Annotated in this window: 15 protein-coding genes and 1 pseudogene; 9 read left to right on the forward strand and 7 right to left on the reverse strand. The window is 32.3% G+C overall.

Annotation, left to right across the window (positions count from 1 at the left end; all coding sequences use genetic code 11):
- Positions 1 to 158 precede the first annotated feature (158 nt).
- The 3 genes from FEM21_RS15255 to lpdA all read left to right on the forward strand — a co-directional run bounded on the left by FEM21_RS15255 (position 159) and on the right by lpdA (position 6,531).
- The gene (locus FEM21_RS15255) at positions 159 to 3,086 is read left to right on the forward strand and encodes an FAD-binding and (Fe-S)-binding domain-containing protein (protein WP_035662414.1); all 2,928 of its coding nucleotides are present in this window, start codon (positions 159 to 161) and stop codon (positions 3,084 to 3,086) included.
- A 388-nt stretch (positions 3,087 to 3,474) separates the two neighbouring features.
- Positions 3,475 to 4,923 (forward strand): glycosyltransferase, encoded by a 1,449-nt coding sequence (locus FEM21_RS15260; RefSeq protein ID WP_035662290.1) that lies wholly within the window; start codon positions 3,475 to 3,477, stop codon positions 4,921 to 4,923.
- Between the two features lie 204 nt (positions 4,924 to 5,127).
- The gene (lpdA, locus tag FEM21_RS15265) at positions 5,128 to 6,531 is read left to right on the forward strand and encodes a dihydrolipoyl dehydrogenase (RefSeq protein ID WP_035662294.1); all 1,404 of its coding nucleotides are present in this window, start codon (positions 5,128 to 5,130) and stop codon (positions 6,529 to 6,531) included.
- A gap of 70 nt (positions 6,532 to 6,601) precedes the next feature.
- Here lpdA and FEM21_RS15270 read toward each other — a convergent pair whose 3' ends face one another.
- Positions 6,602 to 6,982 (reverse strand): DoxX family membrane protein, encoded by a 381-nt coding sequence (locus tag FEM21_RS15270; protein WP_035662297.1) that lies wholly within the window; start codon positions 6,980 to 6,982, stop codon positions 6,602 to 6,604.
- A 366-nt stretch (positions 6,983 to 7,348) separates the two neighbouring features.
- Here FEM21_RS15270 and FEM21_RS15275 point away from each other — a divergent pair, with 366 nt between their 5' ends.
- From FEM21_RS15275 to FEM21_RS15285, 3 genes are read left to right on the forward strand one after another with little or no spacing between them, the layout of a single operon-like run.
- Complete coding sequence (locus FEM21_RS15275; RefSeq protein WP_035662300.1) at positions 7,349 to 8,635, forward strand: anthranilate synthase component I family protein; 1,287 nt, start codon at positions 7,349 to 7,351, stop codon at positions 8,633 to 8,635.
- A 17-nt stretch (positions 8,636 to 8,652) separates the two neighbouring features.
- Positions 8,653 to 9,963: a tRNA lysidine(34) synthetase TilS gene (gene tilS / locus FEM21_RS15280; RefSeq protein WP_035662303.1), complete on the forward strand. Its 1,311-nt coding sequence runs from the start codon at positions 8,653 to 8,655 to the stop codon at positions 9,961 to 9,963.
- A complete protein-coding gene (locus FEM21_RS15285) occupies positions 9,963 to 12,005 on the forward strand; it encodes a protein-disulfide reductase DsbD family protein (RefSeq protein WP_035662305.1) in 2,043 nt (680 codons plus the stop codon). The genes tilS and FEM21_RS15285 overlap by 1 nt, the downstream gene beginning before the upstream one ends.
- Positions 12,006 to 12,035: 30 nt before the next feature.
- Here FEM21_RS15285 and FEM21_RS15290 read toward each other — a convergent pair whose 3' ends face one another.
- Positions 12,036 to 13,571 (reverse strand): YifB family Mg chelatase-like AAA ATPase, encoded by a 1,536-nt coding sequence (locus FEM21_RS15290; protein ID WP_035662306.1) that lies wholly within the window; start codon positions 13,569 to 13,571, stop codon positions 12,036 to 12,038.
- Positions 13,572 to 13,991: 420 nt separating this feature from the next.
- On the opposite strand from FEM21_RS15290, the gene FEM21_RS15295 reads away from it, so the two are divergent.
- The 3 genes from FEM21_RS15295 to FEM21_RS15305 all read left to right on the forward strand — a co-directional run bounded on the left by FEM21_RS15295 (position 13,992) and on the right by FEM21_RS15305 (position 17,140).
- The gene (locus FEM21_RS15295) at positions 13,992 to 14,426 is read left to right on the forward strand and encodes a GNAT family N-acetyltransferase (RefSeq protein ID WP_035662307.1); all 435 of its coding nucleotides are present in this window, start codon (positions 13,992 to 13,994) and stop codon (positions 14,424 to 14,426) included.
- 71 nt (positions 14,427 to 14,497) lie between these two features.
- On the forward strand, positions 14,498 to 15,571 hold the full coding sequence (locus FEM21_RS15300; RefSeq protein WP_035662311.1) for an alanine/ornithine racemase family PLP-dependent enzyme: 1,074 nt from the start codon (positions 14,498 to 14,500) through the stop codon (positions 15,569 to 15,571).
- Between the two features lie 264 nt (positions 15,572 to 15,835).
- The gene (locus FEM21_RS15305; RefSeq protein WP_035662314.1) at positions 15,836 to 17,140 is read left to right on the forward strand and encodes an ammonium transporter; all 1,305 of its coding nucleotides are present in this window, start codon (positions 15,836 to 15,838) and stop codon (positions 17,138 to 17,140) included.
- 341 nt (positions 17,141 to 17,481) lie between these two features.
- Here the strand turns inward: FEM21_RS15305 and FEM21_RS15310 are convergent.
- The 5 genes and pseudogenes from FEM21_RS15310 to FEM21_RS15330 form a co-directional block, all read right to left on the reverse strand.
- Positions 17,482 to 18,483: pseudogene (locus FEM21_RS15310) on the reverse strand (IS110 family transposase); the annotation flags it as partial.
- A 458-nt stretch (positions 18,484 to 18,941) separates the two neighbouring features.
- Positions 18,942 to 19,808, reverse strand: coding sequence for a KPN_02809 family neutral zinc metallopeptidase (ypfJ, locus tag FEM21_RS15315; RefSeq protein WP_035662315.1), 867 nt, complete (start codon positions 19,806 to 19,808; stop codon positions 18,942 to 18,944).
- A 19-nt stretch (positions 19,809 to 19,827) separates the two neighbouring features.
- Positions 19,828 to 23,886: a PAS domain S-box protein gene (locus FEM21_RS15320; protein ID WP_051627637.1), complete on the reverse strand. Its 4,059-nt coding sequence runs from the start codon at positions 23,884 to 23,886 to the stop codon at positions 19,828 to 19,830.
- A gap of 140 nt (positions 23,887 to 24,026) precedes the next feature.
- A complete protein-coding gene (locus FEM21_RS15325; RefSeq protein WP_051627638.1) occupies positions 24,027 to 24,779 on the reverse strand; it encodes a DUF2189 domain-containing protein in 753 nt (250 codons plus the stop codon).
- 38 nt (positions 24,780 to 24,817) lie between these two features.
- The gene (locus tag FEM21_RS15330; protein ID WP_035662317.1) at positions 24,818 to 25,507 is read right to left on the reverse strand and encodes an RluA family pseudouridine synthase; all 690 of its coding nucleotides are present in this window, start codon (positions 25,505 to 25,507) and stop codon (positions 24,818 to 24,820) included.
- Positions 25,508 to 25,520: the final 13 nt, after the last annotated feature.

Raw genomic sequence — 25,520 nt, forward strand, 5'->3', positions numbered from 1 at the left:
ATTTGCGAATTTGCGGTGAAATTTTACTAAACCAAGTTAGAAAACCCATGAGATAATTAGAAGTATTAATTATTGATATTTGTATTTTTTAAAAACCGATATTTTTATATTTGTCAAAAAATACAATATTATTTCAGGATTTATTAATACAGCCTCGTATGTCTAATACTCATTCACTAAAGCAATTATCTGATTCGTTAGAAGGAACACTTTTATATGATAATCTTCATAAAACACTTTACGCTACAGATGCTTCTGCTTATAGAATTATTCCTTTGGCTGTGGCTTTGCCAAAATCAACGGAAGATATTGTAAAGTTGGTACAGTATGCTATTAAAAACAAAACTACATTAATCCCCAGAACGGCTGGAACTTCCTTAGCAGGGCAAACCATTGGTGACGGAATTGTGGTTGATGTCTCAAAACATTTTACTAAAATCCTTTCTTTTAATGCTATTGAGAAAACGGTTACGGTACAACCAGGTGTTATTCGGGATGAATTGAATTTGTATTTAAAACCACACGGAGTATTTTTTGGTCCAAATACTTCTACGTCTAATCGCTGTATGATAGGCGGAATGGTGGGGAATAATTCTTCGGGAACCACTTCTATTCGTTATGGCGTAACCCGTGATAAAATTGTAGAAATAAAAACCGTTTTGGCCGATGGTTCGATAGCGGTTTTTAATACGATAACTTCAGCTGAGTTTTTAGCAAAAACTAAAGGAGATTCTTTAGAGAGTGCTATTTACAGAAAGTTATATGAAGAATTATCGAATGAAGCCAACCAGCAGGAAATAAAAAGCGAATTTCCAAAACCTGAAATCCATAGAAGAAACACCGGTTATGCTGTTGATGTTTTACTAAAATCAGATTTATTTGGTGGAACTGAAGGAACAATCAATGTGGGAAAATTGCTTTGCGGAAGTGAAGGAACTCTAGCGGTTACTACCGAAGTAACCTTAAAAGTAGATGATTTGTCGCCAACAAACAACATTATGGTGGTGACTCACTTTGAGACCATTCAGGAGAGTTTAGAAGCAGTAATGATTGCAATGAAACATCATTTGTACACCTGCGAAATGATTGATGATACCATTTTGGACTGTACTAAAAATAATAAAGAGCAGAGTAAAAACCGCTTTTTTATTCAGGGTGAACCCAAAGCGATTATGATGTTTGAATTAGCTTCATATATCAATATGGACGAGGCCGAAAAACAAGCAGATGCTTTGATAAAAGAATTAGAAGAGAACAATTTTGGTTATGCATCGGTAAAATTATATGGCGCTGATATTGAGAAAGTAAACGAATTGCGTAAAGCTGGTTTAGGACTTTTAGGAAGTATTGTGGGCGATGATAAAGCCGCCGATTCTATTGAAGATACGGCTGTAGAATTGAGTGATTTGCCTGCTTACATTGCCGATTTTTCGGCGATGATGCAGCGTCACGGACAGGAAGCCATTTATTATGCTCATGCCGGTGCGGGCGAATTGCACCTGCGTCCGGTGCTGAATTTAAAGACCAAAGAAGGTGTTTATCAGTTTAGAAATATCGCCACTGAAGTAGCAATTTTAGTGAAAAAATACCGTGGTTCGTTGAGTGGGGAACACGGTGACGGAATTGTAAGAGGAGAGTTTCTGCCTTTTATGATTGGTGAAAAGAATTATGAATTGCTTAAAAGACTAAAATTGGCTTTCGATCCACATTCGGTGTTGAATATGGGGAAAATTGTCAATGCCTTAAAAATGGATGAAAATTTCCGTTTTGAGACGGGTAGAGTAGAACCAGATATCCAAACCATTCAGGATTTTTCAGATAGTTTAGGGATTTTAAGATTGGCTGAAAAATGTAATGGTTCAGGTGATTGTAGACGATTACCTTCGGCAGGAGGAACTTTGTGTCCGAGTTATCGCGCTACCCGAGATGAAAAGGATACGACGCGTGCCCGTGCCAATGCTTTGCGTGAATACTTAACGCATTCTGATAAAGAAAATAAATTCAATCATAAGGAATTATATGAGGTTTTTGAATTGTGTGTAAGCTGCAAAGCCTGTGCCAGCGAATGCCCTTCAAATGTAGATGTGGCGACTTTGAAAACCGAATTTTTGTACCAATATCAAAAAGCGAATGGTTTTTCGTTTCGAAATAAAATCTTTGCCAATAATGCTAAGATGAATAAGGTGGGAAGTTTTTTTCCGGCGTTGACTAATTTTGTTTCTAATCTTTCTTTTGTCAAAAAAGGAATGGGTGTAGCGCAGCAAAGAGAAGTTCCATTATTAGCCAAAACAACTTTTAGAAAATGGCTGGATAAAAATGGCAATGTCAATAGCAATAAAAGCAATGACAATAATAAAAATGGAAAAGTGGTTTTGTTTTGTGACGAATTCACGAATTATTATGATGTTAATGTTGGAATTGATGCTTTTGAATTGCTTACAAAATTAGGCTACGAAGTGATTACTGTTGATCATGAAGAAAGCGGAAGAGCCTATCTCTCGAAAGGATTCCTCGAAGAAGCCAAAATGATTGCGATTAAAAATGTAGCAACGTTTGCACCAATAATTACAGACGATTGCCAGTTAATAGGAATTGAACCTTCGGCGATATTGACTTTTAGAGATGAGTATTTGCGTTTAGCAGAAAATAAAGAGGCAGCTCAACAATTAGCTAGAAATGTGCTAACGATTGAAGAGTTTTTTAAGAAAGAAATTGCCTTAGGAAAAATTCATGCGGGACAGTTTTCGACTGAGGAAAAACAGATTAAAATTCACGGACATTGCCACCAAAAATCCCTGAGTACTGTTGAAGCTACTTTTACAATGTTGAATGTGCCAAAAAATAACTCGGTTACTATTTATAACTCTGGTTGTTGCGGTATGGCGGGTTCTTTTGGTTATGAAGAAGAGCATTATGATATCAGTATGAAAATGGGTGAAGATACCTTATTCCCAAAAATCAGAGCTACCGAAGAAAATGTAGCTATTTCAGCCGCAGGAACTTCCTGCCGTCACCAAATTTATGATGGAACGAGCCGAAAAGCACAGCATCCTGTATCTATATTGAAAAGTTGTTTGATTAATTAAAATGCAATTGTAATAACAATTTCAAAAATCAATAGTAAAAGAGCTATTCTTCTTAAATGGAGTTTAGTTCTTTTTTTGTAAGCTATTATAACAAAAATAAACTTAAACCCAACTAGCGTGAGCATCTTGCTCGTGCCTATGGCGATGTGAAAAAGTCCATAATGATGAAGTATAGTGTGTGTAATTTTTACACAATTTGAGAAAGGATTATACACTTAAAAAACAGTTCTTTTTGTTAATCCCTTAGTTATCAGTGTTAGCTTAAAATGGTATAAGACTTGTTATTGAGCCTATGTGAAGTTTTTTCTCGGTTGAGTTTTTCAAAAACTAAGACCGTAGATAAAAATAAAATATAAGCCTTTAGATAAAATCAATAATAAGTCCAACAATGAAAAGCGAAACAATAACTTCAGAACAATTTTTTTCTTCAACCGAAAATAATACTGCAGCTGTAACTCCAAATAATTCTATATTTAATTTTCAGCAAAAATCAACTACTAAAAATAGTATTATCAAAGCAAGTCCTTTGGGTTTAGCCATATTGATTGGTACTTTTATAGCAATGATTTTAGGAGCACTTTCAATGTATTTATTACAGCCTGATTTCGATCAGTTTCATACTAACAGAATCAATTCTGGTTGGGGATTTTATTTTTTGATTCTTACAGTGGGTTTATTCTTTTTTCAGGCGGCTGTGTTTTTATACAATGTCTATCTTTATCTTAGATACAAACCTATAGAATCTGTTTCGGATGATTTGTTGCCAACAGTTACCGTAATTGTTCCTGCTTACAACGAGAGCAAACAGGTTTGGGACACTTTAATGAGTCTGGCAGAAAGTGATTTTCCGGCACACAAAATGGAGTTGTTAGCGGTTGATGACGGAAGTAAAGATGATACCTGGTACTGGATGCAGGAGGCAAAAAATAAGTTAGGCGATCGTTTGACAATTTTTAAGCAGCCGGAAAACAAAGGAAAGCGTCACGCACTTTACCGTGGATTCAAATTAGGAACAGGTGAAGTTTTCGTTACAGTTGATAGCGATTCGATAGTAAAAAAAGATACTTTACGGAACTTAGTTAGTCCATTTGTTGTTGATAAAAATTGTGGTGCTGTTGCAGGAAATGTCCAGGTTTTGAATAATTCGAAAGCAATAATTCCTAAAATGCTGAATGTGAGTTTTGTAATGAGTTTTGAGTTCATGCGTTCGGTAGAAAGCAGATTAGGATCTGTGTTGTGTACTCCCGGAGCCGCAGCGGCTTATAGTAAAACGGCAGTTTTTGGTTGTTTAGAAGATTGGATTAACCAAACCTTTATGGGTGAACCATCTGATATTGGCGAAGACCGAGCGATGACGAATATGATTTTAAAACAAGGGCATCATGTTTTGTTTCAAAGAAATGCTGTTGTATTGACGAATGTTCCTGAAGAGTATAGAGGTTTGTATAAAATGTTCATACGATGGGGTAGAAGCAATGTGCGTGAAAACATTATGATGGCACAATATGTATTTAAAAATTTTAGAGAAGGATCAAAATTTGGAGCAAGATTGTTGTTTTTAAATCAGTCATTCCGATTGATTATGACCTATCCATTTATGTTGTTTATGTTTTTTCTAATCATCAATTATCCGTTATTATTTCTAAGTTCGACCTTATTGGGAATCTTAATTTTATCTAGTTTTCCTGTTTTGTTTTACGGAAAAAGATACAATTGGTCAGAATCATTTTGGGCTTATTCTTATAGTATATTTTATACATTTGGTTTGTTTTGGATTGCTCCTTACGCCATAGCTACAGCTAATAAAAGAGGCTGGCTAACCCGTGGATTGTCATAATTAGAATTGAGTTTTTATAAAAAAAAGTGCTAAACATAGGATTATCTTAGTTTGGTGCTTTTTTGTTTGGACTAAAATGAAATCAAAAACCTAAACAAGGATTACAAAAACCTAACAAAATATCTTATTTTTTAAACTTTAAACAAAATAGAATTCCCTATTTTTGCTTTTCGACAATTTAAAAAATAATAAAATCAATATACTATGAATTCATTTGACGTAGTCGTTATAGGTTCTGGACCTGGAGGATATGTATCAGCGATTCGTTGTGCGCAACTAGGCTTCAAAACAGCTATTATCGAAAAATATTCCACTCTTGGAGGAACTTGTCTTAATGTAGGATGTATTCCTTCAAAAGCTTTGTTATCATCTTCACATCATTATGCTGAAATTGCTCACTTTGCTGATCACGGAATCGAAGTTTGTGGAGAAGTAAAAGTTAATTTAGAGAAAATGATTGCTCGCAAAACAGCGGTTGTAGATCAAACTTCTGGTGGAATCAACTACTTGATGGATAAAAATAAGATTACTGTTTTTAATGGTTTAGGTTCTTTTGTTGATGCTACGCATGTTGCTATTGCAAAAGCAGATGGAACTTCTGAAACTATTGAAGCAAAACATACAATTATTGCAACAGGTTCTAAGCCATCTTCTTTACCGTTTATCAAAATTGATAAAGAAAGAATCATCACTTCAACTGAAGCTTTAAGTTTGACTGAAGTGCCTAAACACCTTGTAATCATTGGTGGTGGTGTTATTGGTATCGAATTAGGACAAGTTTACTTGCGTCTTGGAGCTCAGGTTTCGGTAGTAGAATTCATGGACAGAATTATTCCTGGAATGGATGGTGCTTTGTCTAAAGAATTGACTAAAGTCTTGAAAAAGCAAGGAATGAAATTCTATACTTCTCACAAAGTACAATCAGTAGAAAGAGCTGGTGATGTAGTTACTGTGAAAGCTGAAAATGCAAAAGGAGAAGTAATTACTCTTGAAGGAGATTATTCATTAGTTTCTGTAGGTCGTCGTCCTTATACTGACGGATTGAACGCAGAAGCTGCCGGAGTAAAAATCTCTGAAAGAGGACAGGTTGAAGTAAACGATCATTTACAAACTTCGGCTTCTAATATTTATGCTATTGGTGATGTGGTTCGTGGTGCGATGTTAGCGCATAAAGCAGAAGAAGAAGGAACAATGGTTGCTGAAATTTTAGCAGGTCAAAAACCACATATCGATTATAACTTAATTCCTGGAGTAGTTTACACTTGGCCGGAAGTTGCAGCTGTTGGACAAACAGAAGAGCAATTAAAAGCGGCAGGAGTTGCTTACAAATCAGGAAGTTTTCCATTTAAAGCTTTAGGGCGTGCAAGAGCAAGTGCTGATTTAGATGGATTTGTAAAAATCTTAGCTGATGCAACAACTGATGAAGTTTTAGGAGTTCACATGATTGGTGCAAGAACAGCTGATTTAATTGCAGAAGCTGTTGTAGCAATGGAATACAAAGCTTCGGCTGAAGATATTTCAAGAATGTCTCATGCGCATCCTACATTTGCAGAAGCAGTAAAAGAAGCAGCATTAGCGGCAACTGAAAACAGAGCAATACACGTTTAAAACTCACTATTTTTATTATAAAAAGAAACCCATCCTAACACTATCAGGACGGGTTTCTTTGTTTTATTTCTTAACCATTCATTTTAAATAATCCTTTGTAATTTTTCCAATGGCTGTAAATAAGGAAAATGTTGCCTAGAAACACAGCAATGGCAATAGGCAGATTATCAGGAGTTAAAAAATAATTTATCAGTAGAATATTGATGATTACAGGAAAAATAACAATATTAGCTAAGGTGGTAAATTTTCCGGAAATAAAAGATAATCCACATAAAAATTCGATTGTTTTTGCTAATGGAATTAAATAAGTTGAAGCAACTAAACCAACCTGAAAGGCTTTGAAATCTCCGGTAGTTGCTGGTTCAGGATTAAGGTGTAAAAAATAACTAACAGAAGTACAAAGAAATAAAGCTCCCATTAATGTACGGACAACAAGAATTGCGATTTTCATGATATAATAGGTTTATTGGTTAACAAATCAAAAAATTCTGTAGCGGTCGCACTTTCATTCTTAATATAAATTCTCCCTTGATAACCGTTTCAATCAGAAAAAAAACTAGCCTTTATGAAAAAATCAACTATTTTACGCTGTATTCTATAGTAAATTTACAAAAAAGTAAACTTATTTTTCTTATTTTATCAAATTATTATTTGCTTAAATGTTAATTTAATAATCAATTTATTGTTCGTTAAGAAAAAACAAGAAGATTTTGTTGATTTTTTTAATGAATTTTTAAAACTACTTAAGTAGAATTCCTTTTAGTCGATGAAAAATAAGTCGTCTATTTATCGTAATTTTACTTTTTAAAATTTTACTTTGAGAACATCCTTTTTACAAGATATAACGCATTTAGCTGATTTCAAGAAAAAGCTTTTATTGTGGTCGCAACAGTTTCGTGAAGTGACTTTTATGGATAGCAATGACTACCAGCAAGAGTATTCAAATTACGACTGGATTCTGGCTGTTGATGCTTTTACTTCTATAAAAACCGATTATTTTAATGCTTTTGAAGATTTAAAACAATATCAGCAAACAAGCAGAGATTGGATTTTTGGCTATTTGTCTTATGATTTAAAAAATGATACCGAAAATTTAACTTCAAATAATTTTGATGGTTTAGAATTTCCGGATTTATTTTTCTTCCAACCAAAAAAACTTTTTTTAGCCAAAGGAAATCAACTCGAAATTAGGTATTTGCATTGTTGTGATGATGAGTTTGAAGATGATTGGAACGAAATTGAATCAATTTTTACGGATGCTGAAAGTTTGATTCCTAATGTAGTAATTCAACAACGAATTTCAGCCGAAGCCTATCAGGAAAAAGTATCAAAAATGTTAGAACATATTCATCATGGCGATTTATATGAAGCTAATTTTTGTATGGAATTCTATGCCGAAAATACGCAAATTGATCCTTTGACTACTTTCTTGAAGCTGAATGAAATTTCGAAACCACCTTTTGCAGTATTTTTTAAAAATCACAAGCAATTTTTACTGTCAGCTTCTCCTGAACGTTATTTGAAAAAAGAAGGTGATTTGTTGATTTCTCAACCAATAAAGGGAACAGCCAAGCGTTTTTCAGATCCAATTGAAGACGAAGCATCCAAAAATAAACTGGCAACAGATGCTAAAGAACGTGCCGAAAATATCATGATTACTGATTTAGTTCGTAATGATTTATCGCATACCGCACAAAAAAGTTCAGTACAGGTAACGGAATTATGTGGCATTTATTCGTTTTTGCAAGTACACCAAATGATTTCGACAATTACTTCAAAACTGGATCCGCAATATTCAGCAGTTGAGGCTTTAAAGACTACATTTCCGATGGGAAGTATGACCGGTGCTCCTAAGATTTCGACAATGAAAATTATTGAAGAACTGGAAGAAACCAAAAGAGGTTTATATAGCGGAGCCGTAGGTTATTTTACTCCCGAAGGCGATTTTGATTTTAATGTTGTCATTCGAAGTATATTATACAATCAGCAAAATCAGTATTTGTCATTTTCAGTAGGAAGTGCCATAACTTCGCTTTCAGTTCCTGAAAATGAATATCAGGAATGTTTGCTGAAAGCCAAAGCCATGTTTGAAGTTTTGCAATAATTTCTAAATTAAAATCTATGCTCAATAAGTTCAAAAAACATATCTATCAAAACTTTCCTTTTTTAGAAAATAGCAAATTGCTTTTGGCTACAAGCGGTGGAATTGATAGTATAGTTTTAGTTCATTTATTACATCAATTAAAGTATGATATAGCATTAGCACACTGTAATTTTCAATTGCGTGGAATGGAAAGTTTTGGTGATCAGAATTTTATTCAGGAATATGCTAATGCAAATGAAATTCCGTTGTTTTTAACACAGTTTGATACCGAAGCTTTTGCTAAAGATTACAAACTTTCGACCCAAATTGCAGCACGCGAATTGCGTTATAATTGGTTTTACGAATTGTTAGAAACGGAAAATTTCGACTATATTTTAACGGCTCATCATGCTGATGATACGATAGAAACTTTTCTAATTAATCTGAGTCGTGGAACAGGTTTAGAAGGTTTGCTTGGAATTCCTGCTCAAAATGATAAAGTAATCCGTCCGTTGTTGCCTTTTACAAGAGAAGAAATTTTGGCTTATGCCAAAGAAAATACTATTGAATGGCGGGAAGATAGCAGTAATGCTTCTGATAAATATTTACGAAATAAAATCAGGCATCATTTAGTTCCTTTGTTGAAAGAACTGAATCCGCAGTTTATACAGTCTTTTCAAAAAATGCAATCGTATTTAAAGGAATCTCAGGAATTAGTCGAGGATGCCGCAATTATGGTTTATCAGCAAGTCGCAAGAGAAGAGGGAGAAACCATAGTTTTTGATTTGAATCAATTGCTAAAATTACCAAATTATACATCGTATTTGTACCAATGGCTGCGTGAGTTTGGATTTACTGCCTGGGATGATGTCTATAGTTTAGTTGAAAGCCAATCCGGCAAGCAGGTTTTTGCTCCTAATTACCGATTACTGAAAGACAGAACGGAGTTAATTCTGAGTCCGTTGCAGGAACAGGAAAATGACGAAGTATATTTTATCGAAAAAAATGTTATAGAAGTTAATATTCCCTTAAATCTTAGTTTTTCTAAAGCCGAGACTATTTCGGGAGCTTCAAATTCGATTATATTTGTTGACGAAAATAAATTAGTTTATCCTTTAGTTTTAAAAAAATGGCAGGAAGGTGATTCTTTTCAGCCATTTGGAATGAACGGAAAGGCTAAAAAGTTGAGTAAACTTTTTAAAGACGAAAAATTATCTTTATTCGAAAAAGAGAATTGCTGGGTTTTATGGTCTGGAAATCAAATTGTTTGGGTAATTGGTATTCGACAAGATGAACGCTTTAAAATTGACAGTTCTACAAACCATATTTTAAAAATAGCATTGCAATAATGAAAAAACTATTATTTATACTTACTGCCTTTTTGGTTTTTACCAATGTTAATTCTCAAATTTTGGATCCGGTAAAATGGACAACAAAAATAGAACAGAAATCAGAAGGCGTTTTTACACTAACTTTTAATGCCGTAATTGAAAAAGAATGGCACATGTATTCGCAGTTTACTCCCGATGGAGGACCGCTGGCAATGGAACTTATTTTTAAAAATCAGGCGGATAATTTTAGTTTAATTGGCAAAACCAAAGAAAGCAAAACCAGAACAGCTTATAATGATATTTTTGAGGTAAACGAAACTTTCTTTGAAGGAAAAGCCCAAATTCAGCAGGAAATTAAGTTAACAAATCCAAAATTAGCTAAGGTTGAAGTGGAGCTTAATTACCAAGTTTGTAAAGAAGTATGTATCAATCAGTCTAAGAAATTTACTTTCCAAATTCCTGCTGTTGCCGTTGCTGCTGCTAGTTCGAATACAAAAATAACTAATGAGAAAGAAGCGGTTGAAAGTATAAAAGTAGCCGATGGTACAAAAATAGATTCGGTTCCTGCTCCAAGTCTTGGTGCTAGTAATGTAGCAGAAACTATCGAAAAAGTGGCTTTGCCAGAAACTGCGGAAACTCCTCCAAGAAGTATCTGGTCTATCTTTATTATTGCGTTTTTATCAGGATTTGCAGCCTTGTTGACTCCTTGCGTTTTCCCAATGATTCCTATGACCGTTAGTTTTTTTACCAAACAAAGTAAAACGCGTGCCAAAGGAATAAGAAATGCCATTATTTATGGAATTTCGATTATTGTAATTTATGTGTTGCTAGGAATTTTAGTCACATGGATTTTCGGTGCAGGTGCTTTGAATGCTTTGTCAACTAATGTTTGGTTCAATCTGCTTTTTTTTGTTTTACTGATTGTTTTTGCAGCTTCTTTTTTAGGTGCTTTCGAAATTATGTTACCTAATTCATGGGCAAATAAAGTAGATAGTCAGGCGGATAAAGGCGGAATTATAGGTATTATTTTTATGGCATTGGCGTTAGCTGTTGTTTCTTTTTCTTGTACAGGTCCAATTGTGGGTACATTATTGGTTGAAGCAGCTTCGAATGGCGGAATCGCTCCAATTGTGGGAATGTTCGGGTTTTCATTAGCTTTGGCCTTACCATTTATGTTATTTGCGTTGTTTCCGGGTTGGTTGAATTCGTTACCAAAATCGGGAGGATGGCTGAATACCGTAAAAGTATTTTTAGGATTTTTAGAACTGGCTTTAGCTTTTAAATTTTTATCGAATGCTGATTTGGTTTTACAATTGCATTTGTTAGAAAGAGAAGTTTTTTTAGCGATTTGGATTGCTATTTTTGGAACTTTAGCCTTGTATTTATTTGGAAAAATTAGCTTACCACACGATAGTCCGTCGGGACATATTTCAGTAGGGCGATTAATGATGGGACTTTTAGTTTTAACTTTTACTGTTTACTTAATTCCTGGATTATGGGGAGCGCCGCTGAAAATAATTAGTGCCTTTCCTCCGCCAATGGAATACAGCGAAAGCCCAATGGGATTGGGGTCTGGAGGGAAAACTATTCAGACTGATTTGCCTGAAGGTGCAAAAATAGGGCCTCATGGTTTAGTTGTTTTCGATAATTACCAATATGGATTGGCTTACGCCAAAAAAGTAAACAAACCAATTATGCTTGATTTTACTGGGTTTGCCTGTGTAAATTGTCGAAAAATGGAAAATAATGTTTGGTCAGACGCCAAAGTTTTACCAATTTTAAAAGACAAAATTGTTTTGATATCATTGTATGTAGATGATAAAAGAGATTTGCCTAAAGAACAGCAGTTTATTTCGCCAAGTACTGGTGAAGAAATAAGAACTATAGGCGAGAAGTGGACTGATTTTATGATTTCTAAATATAAAACGAATACACAACCCTTATATGTATTGACTGATTTAGAAGGAAATAGTTTAAATACTGCAAAGCCAACAATTAGTTATGTAGGCGTAGAAGAATATTATAATTGGCTGAATGTAGGAATTGCTCAATTTAAGTAAAAAGATCGTTAATTTGCATTCAAAATTTAATTATCCTAACCAACCATCTCGGTCTAAACTTCTGTATTGAATAGCTTCGGCAATATGAGAAGCATTTATATTTTCAGAAGCTTCTAAATCAGAAATTGTGCGGGCTACTTTCAAAATCCTGTCATAAGCTCTGGCGGAAAGATTTAATCTTTCCATCGCATTTTTAAGTAAGTTTTTTGAAGTTTCATCTAAGGCACAATACTCCCGAATGTGTTTGGTATTCATTTGCGCGTTGTAATGAATATGATCCATATTTTCGAATCGTACCGATTGAATTTCGCGGGCAGCTGTTACTCTTTTTCGAATAGTCATACTATTTTCTGCTTTTTGATTATCCGATAATTTTTCGAAAGGAACTGGAGTTACTTCAATATGAATGTCAATTCGATCTAATAAAGGACCTGAAATTTTACTCAAATAACGCTGCATTTCATAAGGTGAAGCAGTTTGGGCGGCATTTGGATCATTAAAAAATCCACTTGGACTAGGATTCATACTGGCAACCAACATGAATGAAGAAGGATATGTCACTGTAAATTTGGCTCTCGAAATAGTAACTTCTCTATCTTCCAGAGGTTGGCGCATTACTTCAAGTACATCACGTTTAAATTCTGGTAATTCGTCTAAAAATAAAACCCCATTATGAGCCATCGAGATTTCACCCGGTTGCGGATAACTCCCACCGCCAACTAAAGCAACATTAGAAATAGTATGGTGAGGTGATCGAAAAGGACGTTGATTCATTAATCCTACTTCTTTAAGTTTACCCGCAACACTATGAATTTTTGTAGTTTCTAATGCTTCGTGTAAAGTCATTGGCGGAAGGATACTTGGTAAACGTTTGGCAAGCATTGTTTTTCCTGCTCCCGGAGGACCAATTAAGATGATGTTATGTCCGCCAGCTGCAGCAATTTCCATACATCTTTTGATACTTTCCTGACCTTTAACATCTGAAAAATCAAACTCAGGAAAATCTAAGTCTTTATAAAATTCACTTCTGGTATCGATTTTTGTAGGCTCTAAATTAGCTTTACCTTCGAAAAAATCAATTATTTCCTGAATGTTTTCAATTCCATAAACATCTAATCCTTTTACTATTGCTGCTTCTTTTACATTTTGTTTTGGAAGAAAAAAACCTTTAAAACCTTCTTCTTTTGCTTTAATGGCAATAGGTAAAGCACCGCGAATAGGCTGTAAACTTCCGTCGAGAGACATTTCGCCCATGATAATGTATTGCTCAATTTCGTCTCCTTGGATTTGTCCTGAAGCCACCAGAATTCCCAAGGCAAGTGTCAAATCATAAGCTGAACCTTCTTTACGTAAATCGGCAGGAGCCATATTGATGGTTATTTTTTTGCCTGGTAACATATAGCCATTGTTTTTAAGAGCAGCTGCAATTCTGTAACTACTTTCTTTAATAGCATTATCTGGTAATCCAACTAAGTGATAGCCGACTCCTTTATCAATATTTACTTCGACAGTAATTGTTGTGGCTTCTACTCCAAAAACGGCACTTCCATAAACTTTTACTAGCATATAAGATGTTTTTTGTTAAAAATAGTAAAATTTCAAATACAAAAAGTGTTTAATAATAGAATTTAACTTACAATAATTTTGTATTTATAATATTTGTTAAGTCGTAAAACTGATTAAATGCTAAATTTTGAGGCGATTTTTGTATATTTGCAGATGTTAATTGATTTTTAAGTGGTTAAAATTGATTTATTTTCAGTTTTTGAGCCTTTCAGCTATTTCATATTCTTGGAATAATTTTAAAAATCACCTTTTGTAGCATGCTACATCTTTGCCTTTGGAAGAATTCCATATACAGGCTATTAAATAATCTTGATAATTTAAAAAATGTGCATAATTTATTATGTCATTTTTGTATGCTGGCTAATACTGAAAAGTATTTAGTCTAGATATTAATTCGTCATTTTAACAAACAAATAAAAAATGGACTTTAAACAAATTAATGGTAGTACAGGAGAAGACAACAAATATTCAAATCAGTTCATTGCTGATTTTTTACATACACATCTGGAAGAGTTTGGTGATCCCGTGGATGATATATTAGAATGTATTGCATACGTTATGCATCCCGAAAAAGGAGGAAATATTATTCTGGCAATTGATAATGAAGAAATTGTAGGAGCTGTGATTTTGAATAATACTGGTATGAAAAGATTTATTCCTGAAAACATATTGGTCTATATAGCTGTCGATAATAATAAGCGAGGAAAAGGTTATGGTAAAAGTTTAATGCAAAAAGCAATTTCAATAACTGATGGTGCTATTGCTTTACATGTTGAACCTAATAATCCTGCTCGAAAATTGTACGAGAAATTAGGTTTTACAAATAAATATTTAGAAATGAGATTAATAAAGTAGTTTTTGAAAAATTAAAAATTATTAATTATTAACTCGAATTACTGTAAAACAATTCAACAAAATAAAGGCTAATGGCATTTGTCAAATTATACAGAGAAAAATTAAGAGAAAATTATCAATATTTAGATAGTATTTTTAAATCCAGAGATATCAACTGGGGCGTGGTTTCAAAAATGTTATGCGGAAATGTAATTTATCTTAAAGAAATAATAGATTTAGGTGTTAAAGAAATTCACGATTCCCGAATAAGTAACCTAAAAAAAATAAAAGATTTAAATCCTGAAATCCAGACAGTATATATAAAACCACCGGCACAAAGAAGTATCGAACGTATTGTACGCTATGCTGATGTGAGCTTTAATACTGAAATTTACACTATTGAATTACTTTCGAAAGAAGCTCAAAAGCAAAATAAAATCCATAAAATTATTATTATGGTTGAAATGGGCGATCTAAGAGAAGGAGTAATGGGAGAAGAGCTGGTTGAGTTTTACGGTAAGGTTTTGAGTTTACCTAATATAGAAATCAGAGGTATTGGAACAAACCTGAATTGTTTAAGCGGAGTTATGCCTACTCAGGATAAACTAATTCAATTGAGTTTGTACAAACAATTAATAGAAGCTAAGTTCAATATTAAAATCCCCTGGGTTTCCGGAGGAACTTCTGTGGCTGTACCCTTAATATTAAAAAATGCCCGTCCTATGGCGGTGAATCATTTTAGAATTGGAGAAGCCTTGTTTTTTGGAAAAGACTTATTTACCGGAAAAACCATTAAAGGAATGTATAATGATGTTTTTAAATTATTTGCTGAAATTATTGAGATTACTGAAAAACCTAATACACCTATTGGTGAATTAGGAGAGAATGTTGCTGGAAACACTTTTTCGATGCAGCAAATAGATGATTTCAGCAGTTCTTCATTAAGAGCCATTCTTGATATTGGCCTGCTAGATATGCAGCCTCAATACATTAGCAGTGATGACATGGATATTCTTATTATAGATGCCAGTTCAGATATGTTAGTAGTTGATATTACTTTTTCTAAAAAAAATTATAAAGTGGGCGATTTGATATCATTCAATTTGAGGTATATGGGTGCACTTTATTTACTAAATTCGGGATATATCGAAAAAAAAATCGGGTAAAACTATTTTTGGTTGCATAATTATAAATAAAGTAAGTTATTTCTTTAAAATAAATAGACGTATTTTAAAGAAAAGATAAAAAAATATGAATTTTGCTGAATCTGATTTTGAGAAAATGATATTTTTTGTGTGTTTTGCGAAATATACCCGTAAAATTATAGGGGCTAAAATAGAATAATAATAAAAGTTAAAACATTTAGTGTTCTTTTTTAGGGGGTATGTGTGTAGTTTTATACTTTTGGTAAAATTTTAAACCAAAACAATATGAGAAAAATTAGTTTAAGTGTGATAATGATTGCGTTATTAGTCGTTACACTATTTTCAAGTTCTATTTTAACTGGAGTTACAGTTCCTGCAGAGGCAGCTAAATTTGATACAGGTGATACAGCTTGGATGATTGTTGCTACAGCATTAGTATTAATCATGACTCCTGGATTAGGATTCTTTTACGGAGGTATGGTTGGTAAGAAAAACGTAATTAGTACCATGCTACAAAGTTTTATGGCTATGCTAGTAGTAACTGTATTATGGCTGGTTATTGGATTTAGTTTATCTTTTGGAACTGATTTTGGAGGTGTAATCGGAGATCCAACAGAGTTCTTTATGTTTCAAAATGTAGGTGTTACAACAGCTTGGGGAACTATTCCTTTTATGCTTTTTGCTTTATTCCAAGCTAAATTTGCAGTTATCACACCAGCTTTGATTACAGGAGCTTTTGCTGAGAGAGTTCGTTTCTGGGCTTACTTATTGTTCATGGTTTTATTTATTTTATTTATCTATACTCCATTATGTCATATGACTTGGCATTCAGAAGGAATCTTCTTCAAAATGGGAGTGTTAGACTTTGCAGGAGGTACAGTAGTACACATGAGTGCAGGTTGGGCTGCTCTTGCAGGTGCAATTTTCTTAGGAAAAAGAAAAGTACAAAAAGTTAATCCAGCTCGTATTACTTATGTATTATTAGGTACTGCTTTATTATGGTTTGGATGGTTTGGTTTCAACGCGGGATCTTCTTTAGGTTCTAATGCTTTAGCTGTTCAGGCTTTAGGAACAACTACTGTTGCTGCTGCTGCTGCTGGTATGGCTTGGGTATTTATGGATAAAATTTTAGGTCATAAATTATCTGCTATGGGCGCTTGTATTGGTACTGTTGTAGGTTTAGTAGCTATTACACCAGCTGCTGGTTTTGTAAGCTTACCACACGCTGTTTTCATTGGGTTGTTCAGTAGTATTGTAAGTAACTATATGGTAAGTAAATTTCCAAAAGGAAAAATTGATGATGCTTTAGATGTATTTGCTTGTCACGGTGTAGGTGGTATGGTAGGTATGTTGTTAACTGGAGTTTTTGCTTCAAAAGAAGCTAATCCAGCAATTACAGATCAAGGATTAATCTTTGGAGAATCTACTTTATTCATTAGCCAATTAACAGCTTTAGTAATTACATCAGTATTTGCTTTTGTAGGTTCATATATTTTATTCTTCATTGTTAATAAAATTACTCCTCTAAGAGTTAGTGAAGAAAAAGAAGAGTTAGGTTTAGATATTTCTCAACACGGAGAATTCTTGTAGTCATTACTCTAATAGTTTAAAAGGTTCTGGTAAGACTTAAAACTTCATAATAAAAAAGCTTAGTTAAACAAGTTTGTTTGACTAAGCTTTTTTAATTTTATAAACTTCCATTTTCTAGAAGTTTTAATTATTTTAATTAGATACAGTAGTTTGATTGGTTCATGCTAGTACAATTGATAAAATGATACCAATTATATTTATAAACTAGTATTATTGTTAACCAGAATTGATGAACTCTATTAGTTTTTACACAGAGATTCTGTGTTGATTTCAAAATTTAATCTATATTTTTTTTTAGTTTTGTCTTATCAAGTCAGTCAAGAACTAGACTCTATAGCGTGTTAAACCATTTGTGTTTGCACGCTATTTTTGTATTCTTTATTGTAAGTTGTTTTATTCTTATACAATATGTATGTCAATTCAAGTAATTTTCGTTGAATGGATACCAATGCTTTCATTTTTATTCCGTGTTTAGATACCAACCGTGCATACGAATCTCTATAATTATCATCATGTTTAACAGCTACTAATGCCGGAAAATGCATTGCTTTTCTAATGCTTTTATTTCCTCTTTTTGATATTTTAGGTTTTACTTTTACTGATGTCCCTGATTGTTTTTCTTTAACATCTAGCCCTACATAACTAACAAGTTGTTTTTTATTTCGTATCAATTCAAAACCGTTTGTTTCAGCCAAAATAATGACAGCTGTTAGCGCTCCAATTCCCGGAATTGAAATCATTCTTTCTATTTCGGTTTTTAATTCGGAATTAACTTTTACAATCTCTGCTATATCTACCTTAATCTCTTTTTCCTGACCATTTAAAAATTTGATTCGGGATTCTAATCTTTCCAAACTTCTTAAATTGGGTTTTGCCTCGGTTTGTTCTGCGTGTAATTGATTTTTTACAACAACTCTTTCATTTACAATCTGATCCCGTTCTCTGGTTAATTGTTCCAACTCTCTATATACATCTTTGGGTCTTTTCCAATAATTTAATTTCCTCTCTAGTCCAAATCTTGTTATAGCTTCAGAACAAGTTTTATCTGTGATGGTTTTCAACTCCAAAGTTCGAATGTAGTTACTTATCCTGTTAGGCAAAACTACACTGACTTTTGATTGATTGTCATCTAAATAATAAGCAAACTTTTGATGATAAACCCCTGTTGCTTCCATTACATAATGGACTTCTCTAGCTTGATCTTTCAACAGTCGTTTAATCCAATTTGTAAGAGCCACAAAGCCTGATTCGGAATTTCTAAAAACCTTATAGGCATATAAATTGATTGAAAAATCTTCGTACATTTTGCCTAATGTCACAACTAATTCTTTCTGAGCAACATCAACTCCTAATACATGTTTTCTTTCATAACTCTAAATTTGATTAATAAAGTGATGAATCTTCCTTCGTCTTTTCTCCTGGTTGGATATTCTGGATACCGAAGCATGTTCGACTCCTTACATTCTGTTCAGACTCTAAAAGATAAAAAAGAATGAGGCTGTCTCTCTGCGAGAATGTACTTCTTGAGTCATTTATACGCTAATTCGCTCTCATCCTTTTTCATTTTAGATTTCAAATTTATTGACTTTTTAATATCTAATCAATAACTTCGCAAACATAGGAGATACGCAAAGCTAACACGGAGAAACACAAAGATTAAATTAACTTAGCGTATCTCTGTCAAACAATAACTAGGCTTATTTATATTAATAAACGGTAGAAGTTTATAAATTGATAGACATAAAAAAAAGGATTACTATTATCGAATAGTAATCCTTTTTTTCTTATTGTTAAAATGATTTTATAATCCTAATTCTTTAAAAGTATTTCCCTGATTAATATCACCGGATTTATAACCTTTCATAAACCAATATTTACGTTGTTCAGAAGTTCCATGCGTGAAAGATTCTGGTACAATATGCCCCTGCATTTTTGCCTGTATAGCATCGTCTCCCACAGCATGAGCAGCACTTAAAGCTTCGTCAAGATCTCCTGCTTCCAGTATATTATTCATCTTTTGATTATAATGTGTCCAGACTCCGGCATAAAAATCTGCCTGTAATTCCAGAGCAACTGATAATTTATTGGCCTCAGCCTTAGTTTTTCCTTGCTGCATTTGCCTCATTTTATTAGAAGTTCCTAATAAAGTTTGCACATGATGACCTATTTCGTGTGCAATTACGTAAGCTGTTGCAAAGTCGCCTCCTTGAGCTCCAAACTTTGTTTTCAGTTCTTCAAAAAAAGTCAAATCCATATATACTTTTTGGTCTCCCGGACAATAAAAAGGACCAGAATCGGAAGTTGCATTTCCACAAGCGGTTTGAACTCCGCCACTAAATAAAACAATAACTGGCTTTTTATAACTTAGATTGTTTTCTTCAAATATTTTCGACCATACATCTTCATTATCTGCCAATACTGTTTTTACAAAAGCTTGTTCTTCGAGTTCTTTAGCTGTTAAATCCCGTTGTTCAGTAGCAGGCTGACTTTGTCCTTGATTCATTTGTTCTAAAATAGGAGCAATCATTTGACCATTTTCTCCTCCAAAAACATTGAGCAGTAAAATGATAATCCCTAGAATTCCACCGCCAATTACTGTTTTTCCTCCGGAGGACATTCCTCTACGGTCATCAACATTGTTACTTTGTCTTCTGCCTATCCATTTCATAATGCTAAAATTTAATTGTTTATTTAACCCATTTTACAAGGGTTTTTTCGATAATTCCTTTTACTATAGGTTTCGAAATGTAATCATTCATTGCTACTTCCATGCATTTATTTTTTTCATCTTTTTCTGTTCCTGCAGTAATTGCGATAATAGGAACATTTTTACCAGCAGTTAAATTTCTAATAGCTTCGGTGGCTTCATAACCATTCATAATTGGCATTTGAATATCCATAAATATAATATCGGGAAGAATATTTTCGAACTGGATAATAGCTTCGAGTCCGTTTGAAGCTTCAAAAACTGTAGCTTTTGGTACCGTATTTTTTATAATTGTCTTCAACAAAAGCATATTAATTTTATTGTCTTCAACTAACAAAATTTTAGAATTTTCTAAATTAGGATTAGTTTCAAATAATTTTTGGGTTTCAATACTTAACACTTTTGGACTAATTGTTTTGTCTTTTAGCTCATGATTACTTGTTTTTAAATCAATATCAAAATAAAAACAACTTCCTTTTCCTACTTCACTTTTTAAACGTAAATGACTGTTCATTAGATTTAAAAGTTTGTTCGAAATAGTTAATCCTAATCCTGTTCCTCCAAATTTTTTAGTGGTAGAACTATCTTCCTGAGAAAATGCTTTGAATATTTTTTTCTGATTTTGTTCTAAAATTCCAATGCCTGAATCTACAACCGAAAATCGAATTTTTGTTTGTGTTGCACTTGTTTTTTCCTTGACATTAATGTTTAGTTTAACACTGCCTTGTTCAGTAAATTTAACAGCATTCGAAAGCAAATTGACAAGGATTTGTTTAATTCGAACAATGTCAATCCAGAAATAATCAGGAACATCACTGTCTATATTTAGTTCTAATTTTAGATTTTTTTGATTGGCTTCATATTGAATTAAATCAATAATTTGAGTCATCAAATCTTTTAATTGATGTTTTTCGATGTGTAATTCCAGTTTTCCGGCTTCAATTTTCGAAAAATCTAAAATATCATTTACAATTTCTAACAATGAATGTGCTGATTGATTTACAGTATTCATGTGTTTTTCCTGAATATGATCTAATTGGGTTTTCATCAATAAGTCAGTAAAACCTATAATTCCATTAAGCGGAGTTCTGATTTCATGACTCATATTGGCTAAAAACTCTGATTTTGCTTTGTTTGCAGTTTCAGCATATTCTCTGTCTTTGATAGCTTTTTCGGCTTCTTTACGCTTGCTTATGTCAAGCATAATTCCTTCGATATATTTTATTTCTCCGTTTTTAACTACGGTATCAATGAATTCATCGATCCAGATAATTGCTCCTTTACTGTTTATAATGCGATAGGTGATATGAAACGCTTCCTTTCTGGATAATTTTAATTTTGATTTTGAGAGTGTTTTTTCTAAATCATCAGGATGAATTAAATTCTTGAAAATAATTCTTTTTTCAAGAAAATCTTCTTTTGGATAACCTGTTAATTTTTCAATTTCATCATTAAGATAAATTTTGGTGTAATCTTCGTCATTTTCAGAAAGATAAACAGTACCAGGAATATTGTTTGCTAATAATCTAAATTTTTCTTCGCTTTCATTGACTGCAATTTCATTTTCAATTCGCTCGATAGAAGTTCCAATATTCATAGTCAAAGTTTGCAAAATTTGCACTTCGTCATCAGCCCAAACACGAGCTTCATTCAAATCGTTTAAACCAAGAACTCCATGAAATTTATTTTTGACAAAAACAGGAAATAATATTAATGAAGCTGCATCTAAGGCTTTCAGTTTTTGCTTCAATAGAGGATCTTGTATTTTTGAAATAACAGTTCGGTAAGCTCTGTTTTCTATTTTTTCAGGATCAAAACCTCCAAAAAAAGAATAAGGTAAGTTTTGATATGCAGGATTTATTTCGGTTAAAGTTTCATTGCCTGCTGTCCAACGGTATTTTTGACTAATCGTTTTATTTTCATGATTAATTTGATAATAAAAACTGCGATATGATTTTGTAGCTTTTCCAATGATGATAAGCAAATCAGTGAAAATAGCATCGATATTTTTTACATTCAAAAATCGTTCAGTACACAAGTTCATTGCCGAAAGCAAATCACTTTTATAAGTCAATCTTTGTTCTACTTCTAGTCTTTTTTTAGATTCAAATGCTATGGCAATGTTGTCAGCTACAGCTCTGGAAAAATTAATATCTTCATTGTCCCATTGTATAATTGTATCAGTTGCTTCAATAGAAATTAATCCTATCAATTCTCCATTTATAAAAACAGGAGTTTTGATAATAGAAAGAATGTTTTTGTCTTTTAAACAATTAGTGTACAATTGTTCCGTAATGGGATTATTCATAACATTAGAAGCAACCAATGGAGTTTTACTTTCTATTGATAAAAAATATTCAGGATATTGTTCTTTTGTTAAAATAAAACCATTGGCAAATTCATCTGTTCTTGAATCATAGAGTTGTATGCAGCGTATACTGTCACCTAAATATTCCCAATAACTAACACGACTAACTTCAATAGTTGTACTAGTATTTTTTAGAATTGATTTTAGTTTTGTTTCTAAAGTTTCCTGAATAGAATAACTTTTTACAGTTAAATTTTTTAGGCTTTCATTATATTTTTTGTTTTTTAGATTTCTTGTTTCGTTTTCAATTTCGATGTTTTTGATAAAAGTAATATCTCTGGCAATGCTTGAATAACCAGTGATTTTACCTAAATCATTAACTCTGATCATCACTTTTTGAGCCACCCAGATAGTTTCACCGTTCTTTTTCAAAAGAGGAATTTCCAGTTGCGGAAATTCTAAATTCTGCTCTTTATTTTTACTGTAAAATTGATGAAGTGTATCGATGTAATCTTTTCGAATAAAATTAGAATAGTGTTTATTTAAAAACTCCTCTTCAGAATAATTCAAGGTTTTAAGACTGTAATTATTTGCAAAAACGATATTACCTTGCATATCAATTTCGTAAATAAAATCCTGAGCATTCTGAATTAGATTTTTATATTGATTTTGAATTTGGATTTCGTTAGTAATATCCTGACCAATTCCGATAATTAAATCTTCAGAAAACTGTTTGTTTTTCCATTGAATGAACTTAATATCTCCGTTTTTACATTTTAATTTTCGAACAAAAACCTTGTCATCTATTTGACTGTCAAAAGATTCTTTTGAAGTAATTTTGGGATTTTCAGTTAAATTATAATAGCCAAATCCCATAAGATCTTCAATAGAATAACCCAGAATTGTTTTTACATTTTCGCTACAAAAAACTATTTCATTGTTTTTGTTTTTTGCCATAATCAGCGAATTTCCTTTATTAATAATCTGATTATTAAAATCGAATTTATCATTGATGTTTTTAATAGACATGTGTCGGATGTAATTGATAAAAATTACAACCAGAGTATAATTGAAAATTATGGTTACTCTGTTTAAAGGAGTCAATTTTAATAAAGAAATAATAATAAGATAGCTAAGTGTAAATGTTACAAATAACCAGTAAAATCGGGATGGTTTTAATATATTGTATGAAAAATAGACAAACAATAAAAAGCTTAAAAACGGAATATTATCACCGTCTAAGATTACTAAATGTTTGCAAACATTAAGAAATGCAAGCAAAAATATAATTCGAAATATTGTCTTGATGTTTTTAAAAACAAAATTTGATTTTGTGCTAATGTAAGCAGTTGCAATTAAAAAAATGGCTATTGATGCATTAGTAAATAATTGGCTTTGAGGTCTTAATTTGAAATATTCAAAAGTTAATTCTAATATTAGAATGATAATTCCCAATGTAATAAAATACAATTGGTATTCTTTTTTTTCTGAATTCTGAGGTGTTAAATCTTCAATGAATTTATTTCCTAATGTATATTTTATTTTGATAAACTTATAAACTAATAGAAAAATGATTAAAAATATGAATGGTAAAATGGTGCGATAAAGCGTTTTATCAATTGGTAATTGATCTATAATATCAAACATTTTAATTGCAGAAATATCTGTACTACCACTAAAACCAGTATTAGTTAAAAAGGTTTTTAATATGTAATAATATAGTGGTGTCATAAATTTCTTAGGGGGTTAAATACTGAAATTTATCAATAAAAAGAGATTGTTAAATTTTGTTAAAAATAACATAATTTGGAAGAAAACAACGGCTCTTTTGTTAAAAAAATAAATTCTGTAATTAATACCTCGAAAATCTATTATTCATGACCAATTATGATACTGTAAATAGCATAATATAAAGAAAACATTAAGGGTAATGTAAATAATAAACCAATTATAAAAACCATAAGTCCAACCATAGAAAATAAATAACCTACCGCAAAAAGTCCTAAAATTACTAGTGGCTGTTTTGAAATTAGATTGAAACTGGTATTAATAGCTTCAAAAGCTTTATAATCATCAAAAATGATTAACGGAATACTAAGAATACTTAATAAAGAAATTGTTATTGATCCAAATAATCCCAGCACAGGAATTCCCGTTAAATTAAACAAAGAAGAAATTCCTAAACTCATTACTGTGATTAATAAAGTAGCCATGAATAATTCTTTAAAATAAGAAAATCGATAGTATTCAAAAACGGTAGAAACATGAAACTCTTCATCTATTTGTGCACAATGCGCCATTTTGATAAATCCAGCATAAATAGGACTTATAATACAGCTAAATAGGGTAGAACCAACTAAATAATAAGCTAAAAATTCATCCGATAAATTTTTTGGATTAAAGTTTTCGAGCTTCGATAATTCCTGAAGATTTTCAATATCTACACTAAAGGCTAAAATTATGGATGCAGCAATTCCAAAAAACACCAATAAAACCAAAAGCAATAATCCGGCATAGATTGCTATTTTTTTATAATTTTCAAAAGCAAAATTGAATACAGTTTCAAACTGTAAGTTGTATCCATTATTTTTTAATTCCTGAATTCGGTTTCTATTTGATTTCATGATTTTTTGATGCAATTTTGGGTAAAGTAATTTGTTAGTTAGACTGCATTCCAGATAACTTCGTTAGGAGTAGGAGCAGTAATAGTAAGTGATTCTTTAGAAACAGGATGTATAAAAACTAATTTTCTGGCATGTAAATGAATTCCGCCGTCAGGATTACTGCGATCAAATCCGTATTTTAAATCACCTTTTATAGGACATCCAATAGCAGAAAGCTGCGCTCTGATTTGGTGATGCCTTCCTGTATGTAAATTGATTTCTAATGCAAAATAATTATTAAGTTCTTTGATGATTTGGTAATCCAAACTTGCCATTTTACTATCAGGAACTTCTTTTAAATGTGCTTTAGAAGTATTGTTTTTTTCGTTTCTTTTAATGTAATGAATCAGTTTTGCTTCCTTTTGCGAAGGCTTATTTTTTACAACTGTCCAATAAGTTTTTTGAGTTTCTCTGTTTTTAAATAATTCATTCAATCTTGTTAAAGCCTTGCTGGTTCTGGCAAAAACTACAATTCCGGTTGTAGGTCGATCCAAACGATGCACTACGCCTAGAAAAACTTCGCCAGGTTTATTATATTTGTCTTTAATGTATTCTTTAACTACTTCACTAAGTGGTTTGTCTCCCGTTTTGTCACCCTGAACAATGTCGCCTACACGTTTGTTGATTACAATAATATGATTGTCTTCATGTAAAACCTGAAGGTTATTTTTATTTGAAAGTTCTTTCATTAATGAATTAATT

It is taken from the genome of Flavobacterium seoulense (assembly GCF_000695795.1).
In the GTDB taxonomy this organism is placed as follows: Bacteria; Bacteroidota; Bacteroidia; order Flavobacteriales; family Flavobacteriaceae; genus Flavobacterium; species Flavobacterium seoulense.

Bases quoted from the DNA above. Each gene is read 5' to 3' on its own strand.
- FEM21_RS15255 (WP_035662414.1), top strand. From the start codon at position 159: ATGTCTAATACTCATTCACTAAAGCAATTATCTGATTCGTTAGAAGGA.
- FEM21_RS15260 (WP_035662290.1), top strand. From the start codon at position 3,475: ATGAAAAGCGAAACAATAACTTCAGAACAATTTTTTTCTTCAACCGAA.
- lpdA (WP_035662294.1), top strand. From the start codon at position 5,128: ATGAATTCATTTGACGTAGTCGTTATAGGTTCTGGACCTGGAGGATAT.
- FEM21_RS15270 (WP_035662297.1), bottom strand. From the start codon at position 6,982: ATGAAAATCGCAATTCTTGTTGTCCGTACATTAATGGGAGCTTTATTT.
- tilS (WP_035662303.1), top strand. From the start codon at position 8,653: ATGCTCAATAAGTTCAAAAAACATATCTATCAAAACTTTCCTTTTTTA.
- FEM21_RS15285 (WP_035662305.1), top strand. From the start codon at position 9,963: ATGAAAAAACTATTATTTATACTTACTGCCTTTTTGGTTTTTACCAAT.
- FEM21_RS15290 (WP_035662306.1), bottom strand. From the start codon at position 13,571: ATGCTAGTAAAAGTTTATGGAAGTGCCGTTTTTGGAGTAGAAGCCACA.
- FEM21_RS15295 (WP_035662307.1), top strand. From the start codon at position 13,992: ATGGACTTTAAACAAATTAATGGTAGTACAGGAGAAGACAACAAATAT.
- FEM21_RS15300 (WP_035662311.1), top strand. From the start codon at position 14,498: ATGGCATTTGTCAAATTATACAGAGAAAAATTAAGAGAAAATTATCAA.
- FEM21_RS15305 (WP_035662314.1), top strand. From the start codon at position 15,836: ATGAGAAAAATTAGTTTAAGTGTGATAATGATTGCGTTATTAGTCGTT.
- ypfJ (WP_035662315.1), bottom strand. From the start codon at position 19,808: ATGAAATGGATAGGCAGAAGACAAAGTAACAATGTTGATGACCGTAGA.
- FEM21_RS15320 (WP_051627637.1), bottom strand. From the start codon at position 23,886: ATGACACCACTATATTATTACATATTAAAAACCTTTTTAACTAATACT.
- FEM21_RS15325 (WP_051627638.1), bottom strand. From the start codon at position 24,779: ATGAAATCAAATAGAAACCGAATTCAGGAATTAAAAAATAATGGATAC.
- FEM21_RS15330 (WP_035662317.1), bottom strand. From the start codon at position 25,507: ATGAAAGAACTTTCAAATAAAAATAACCTTCAGGTTTTACATGAAGAC.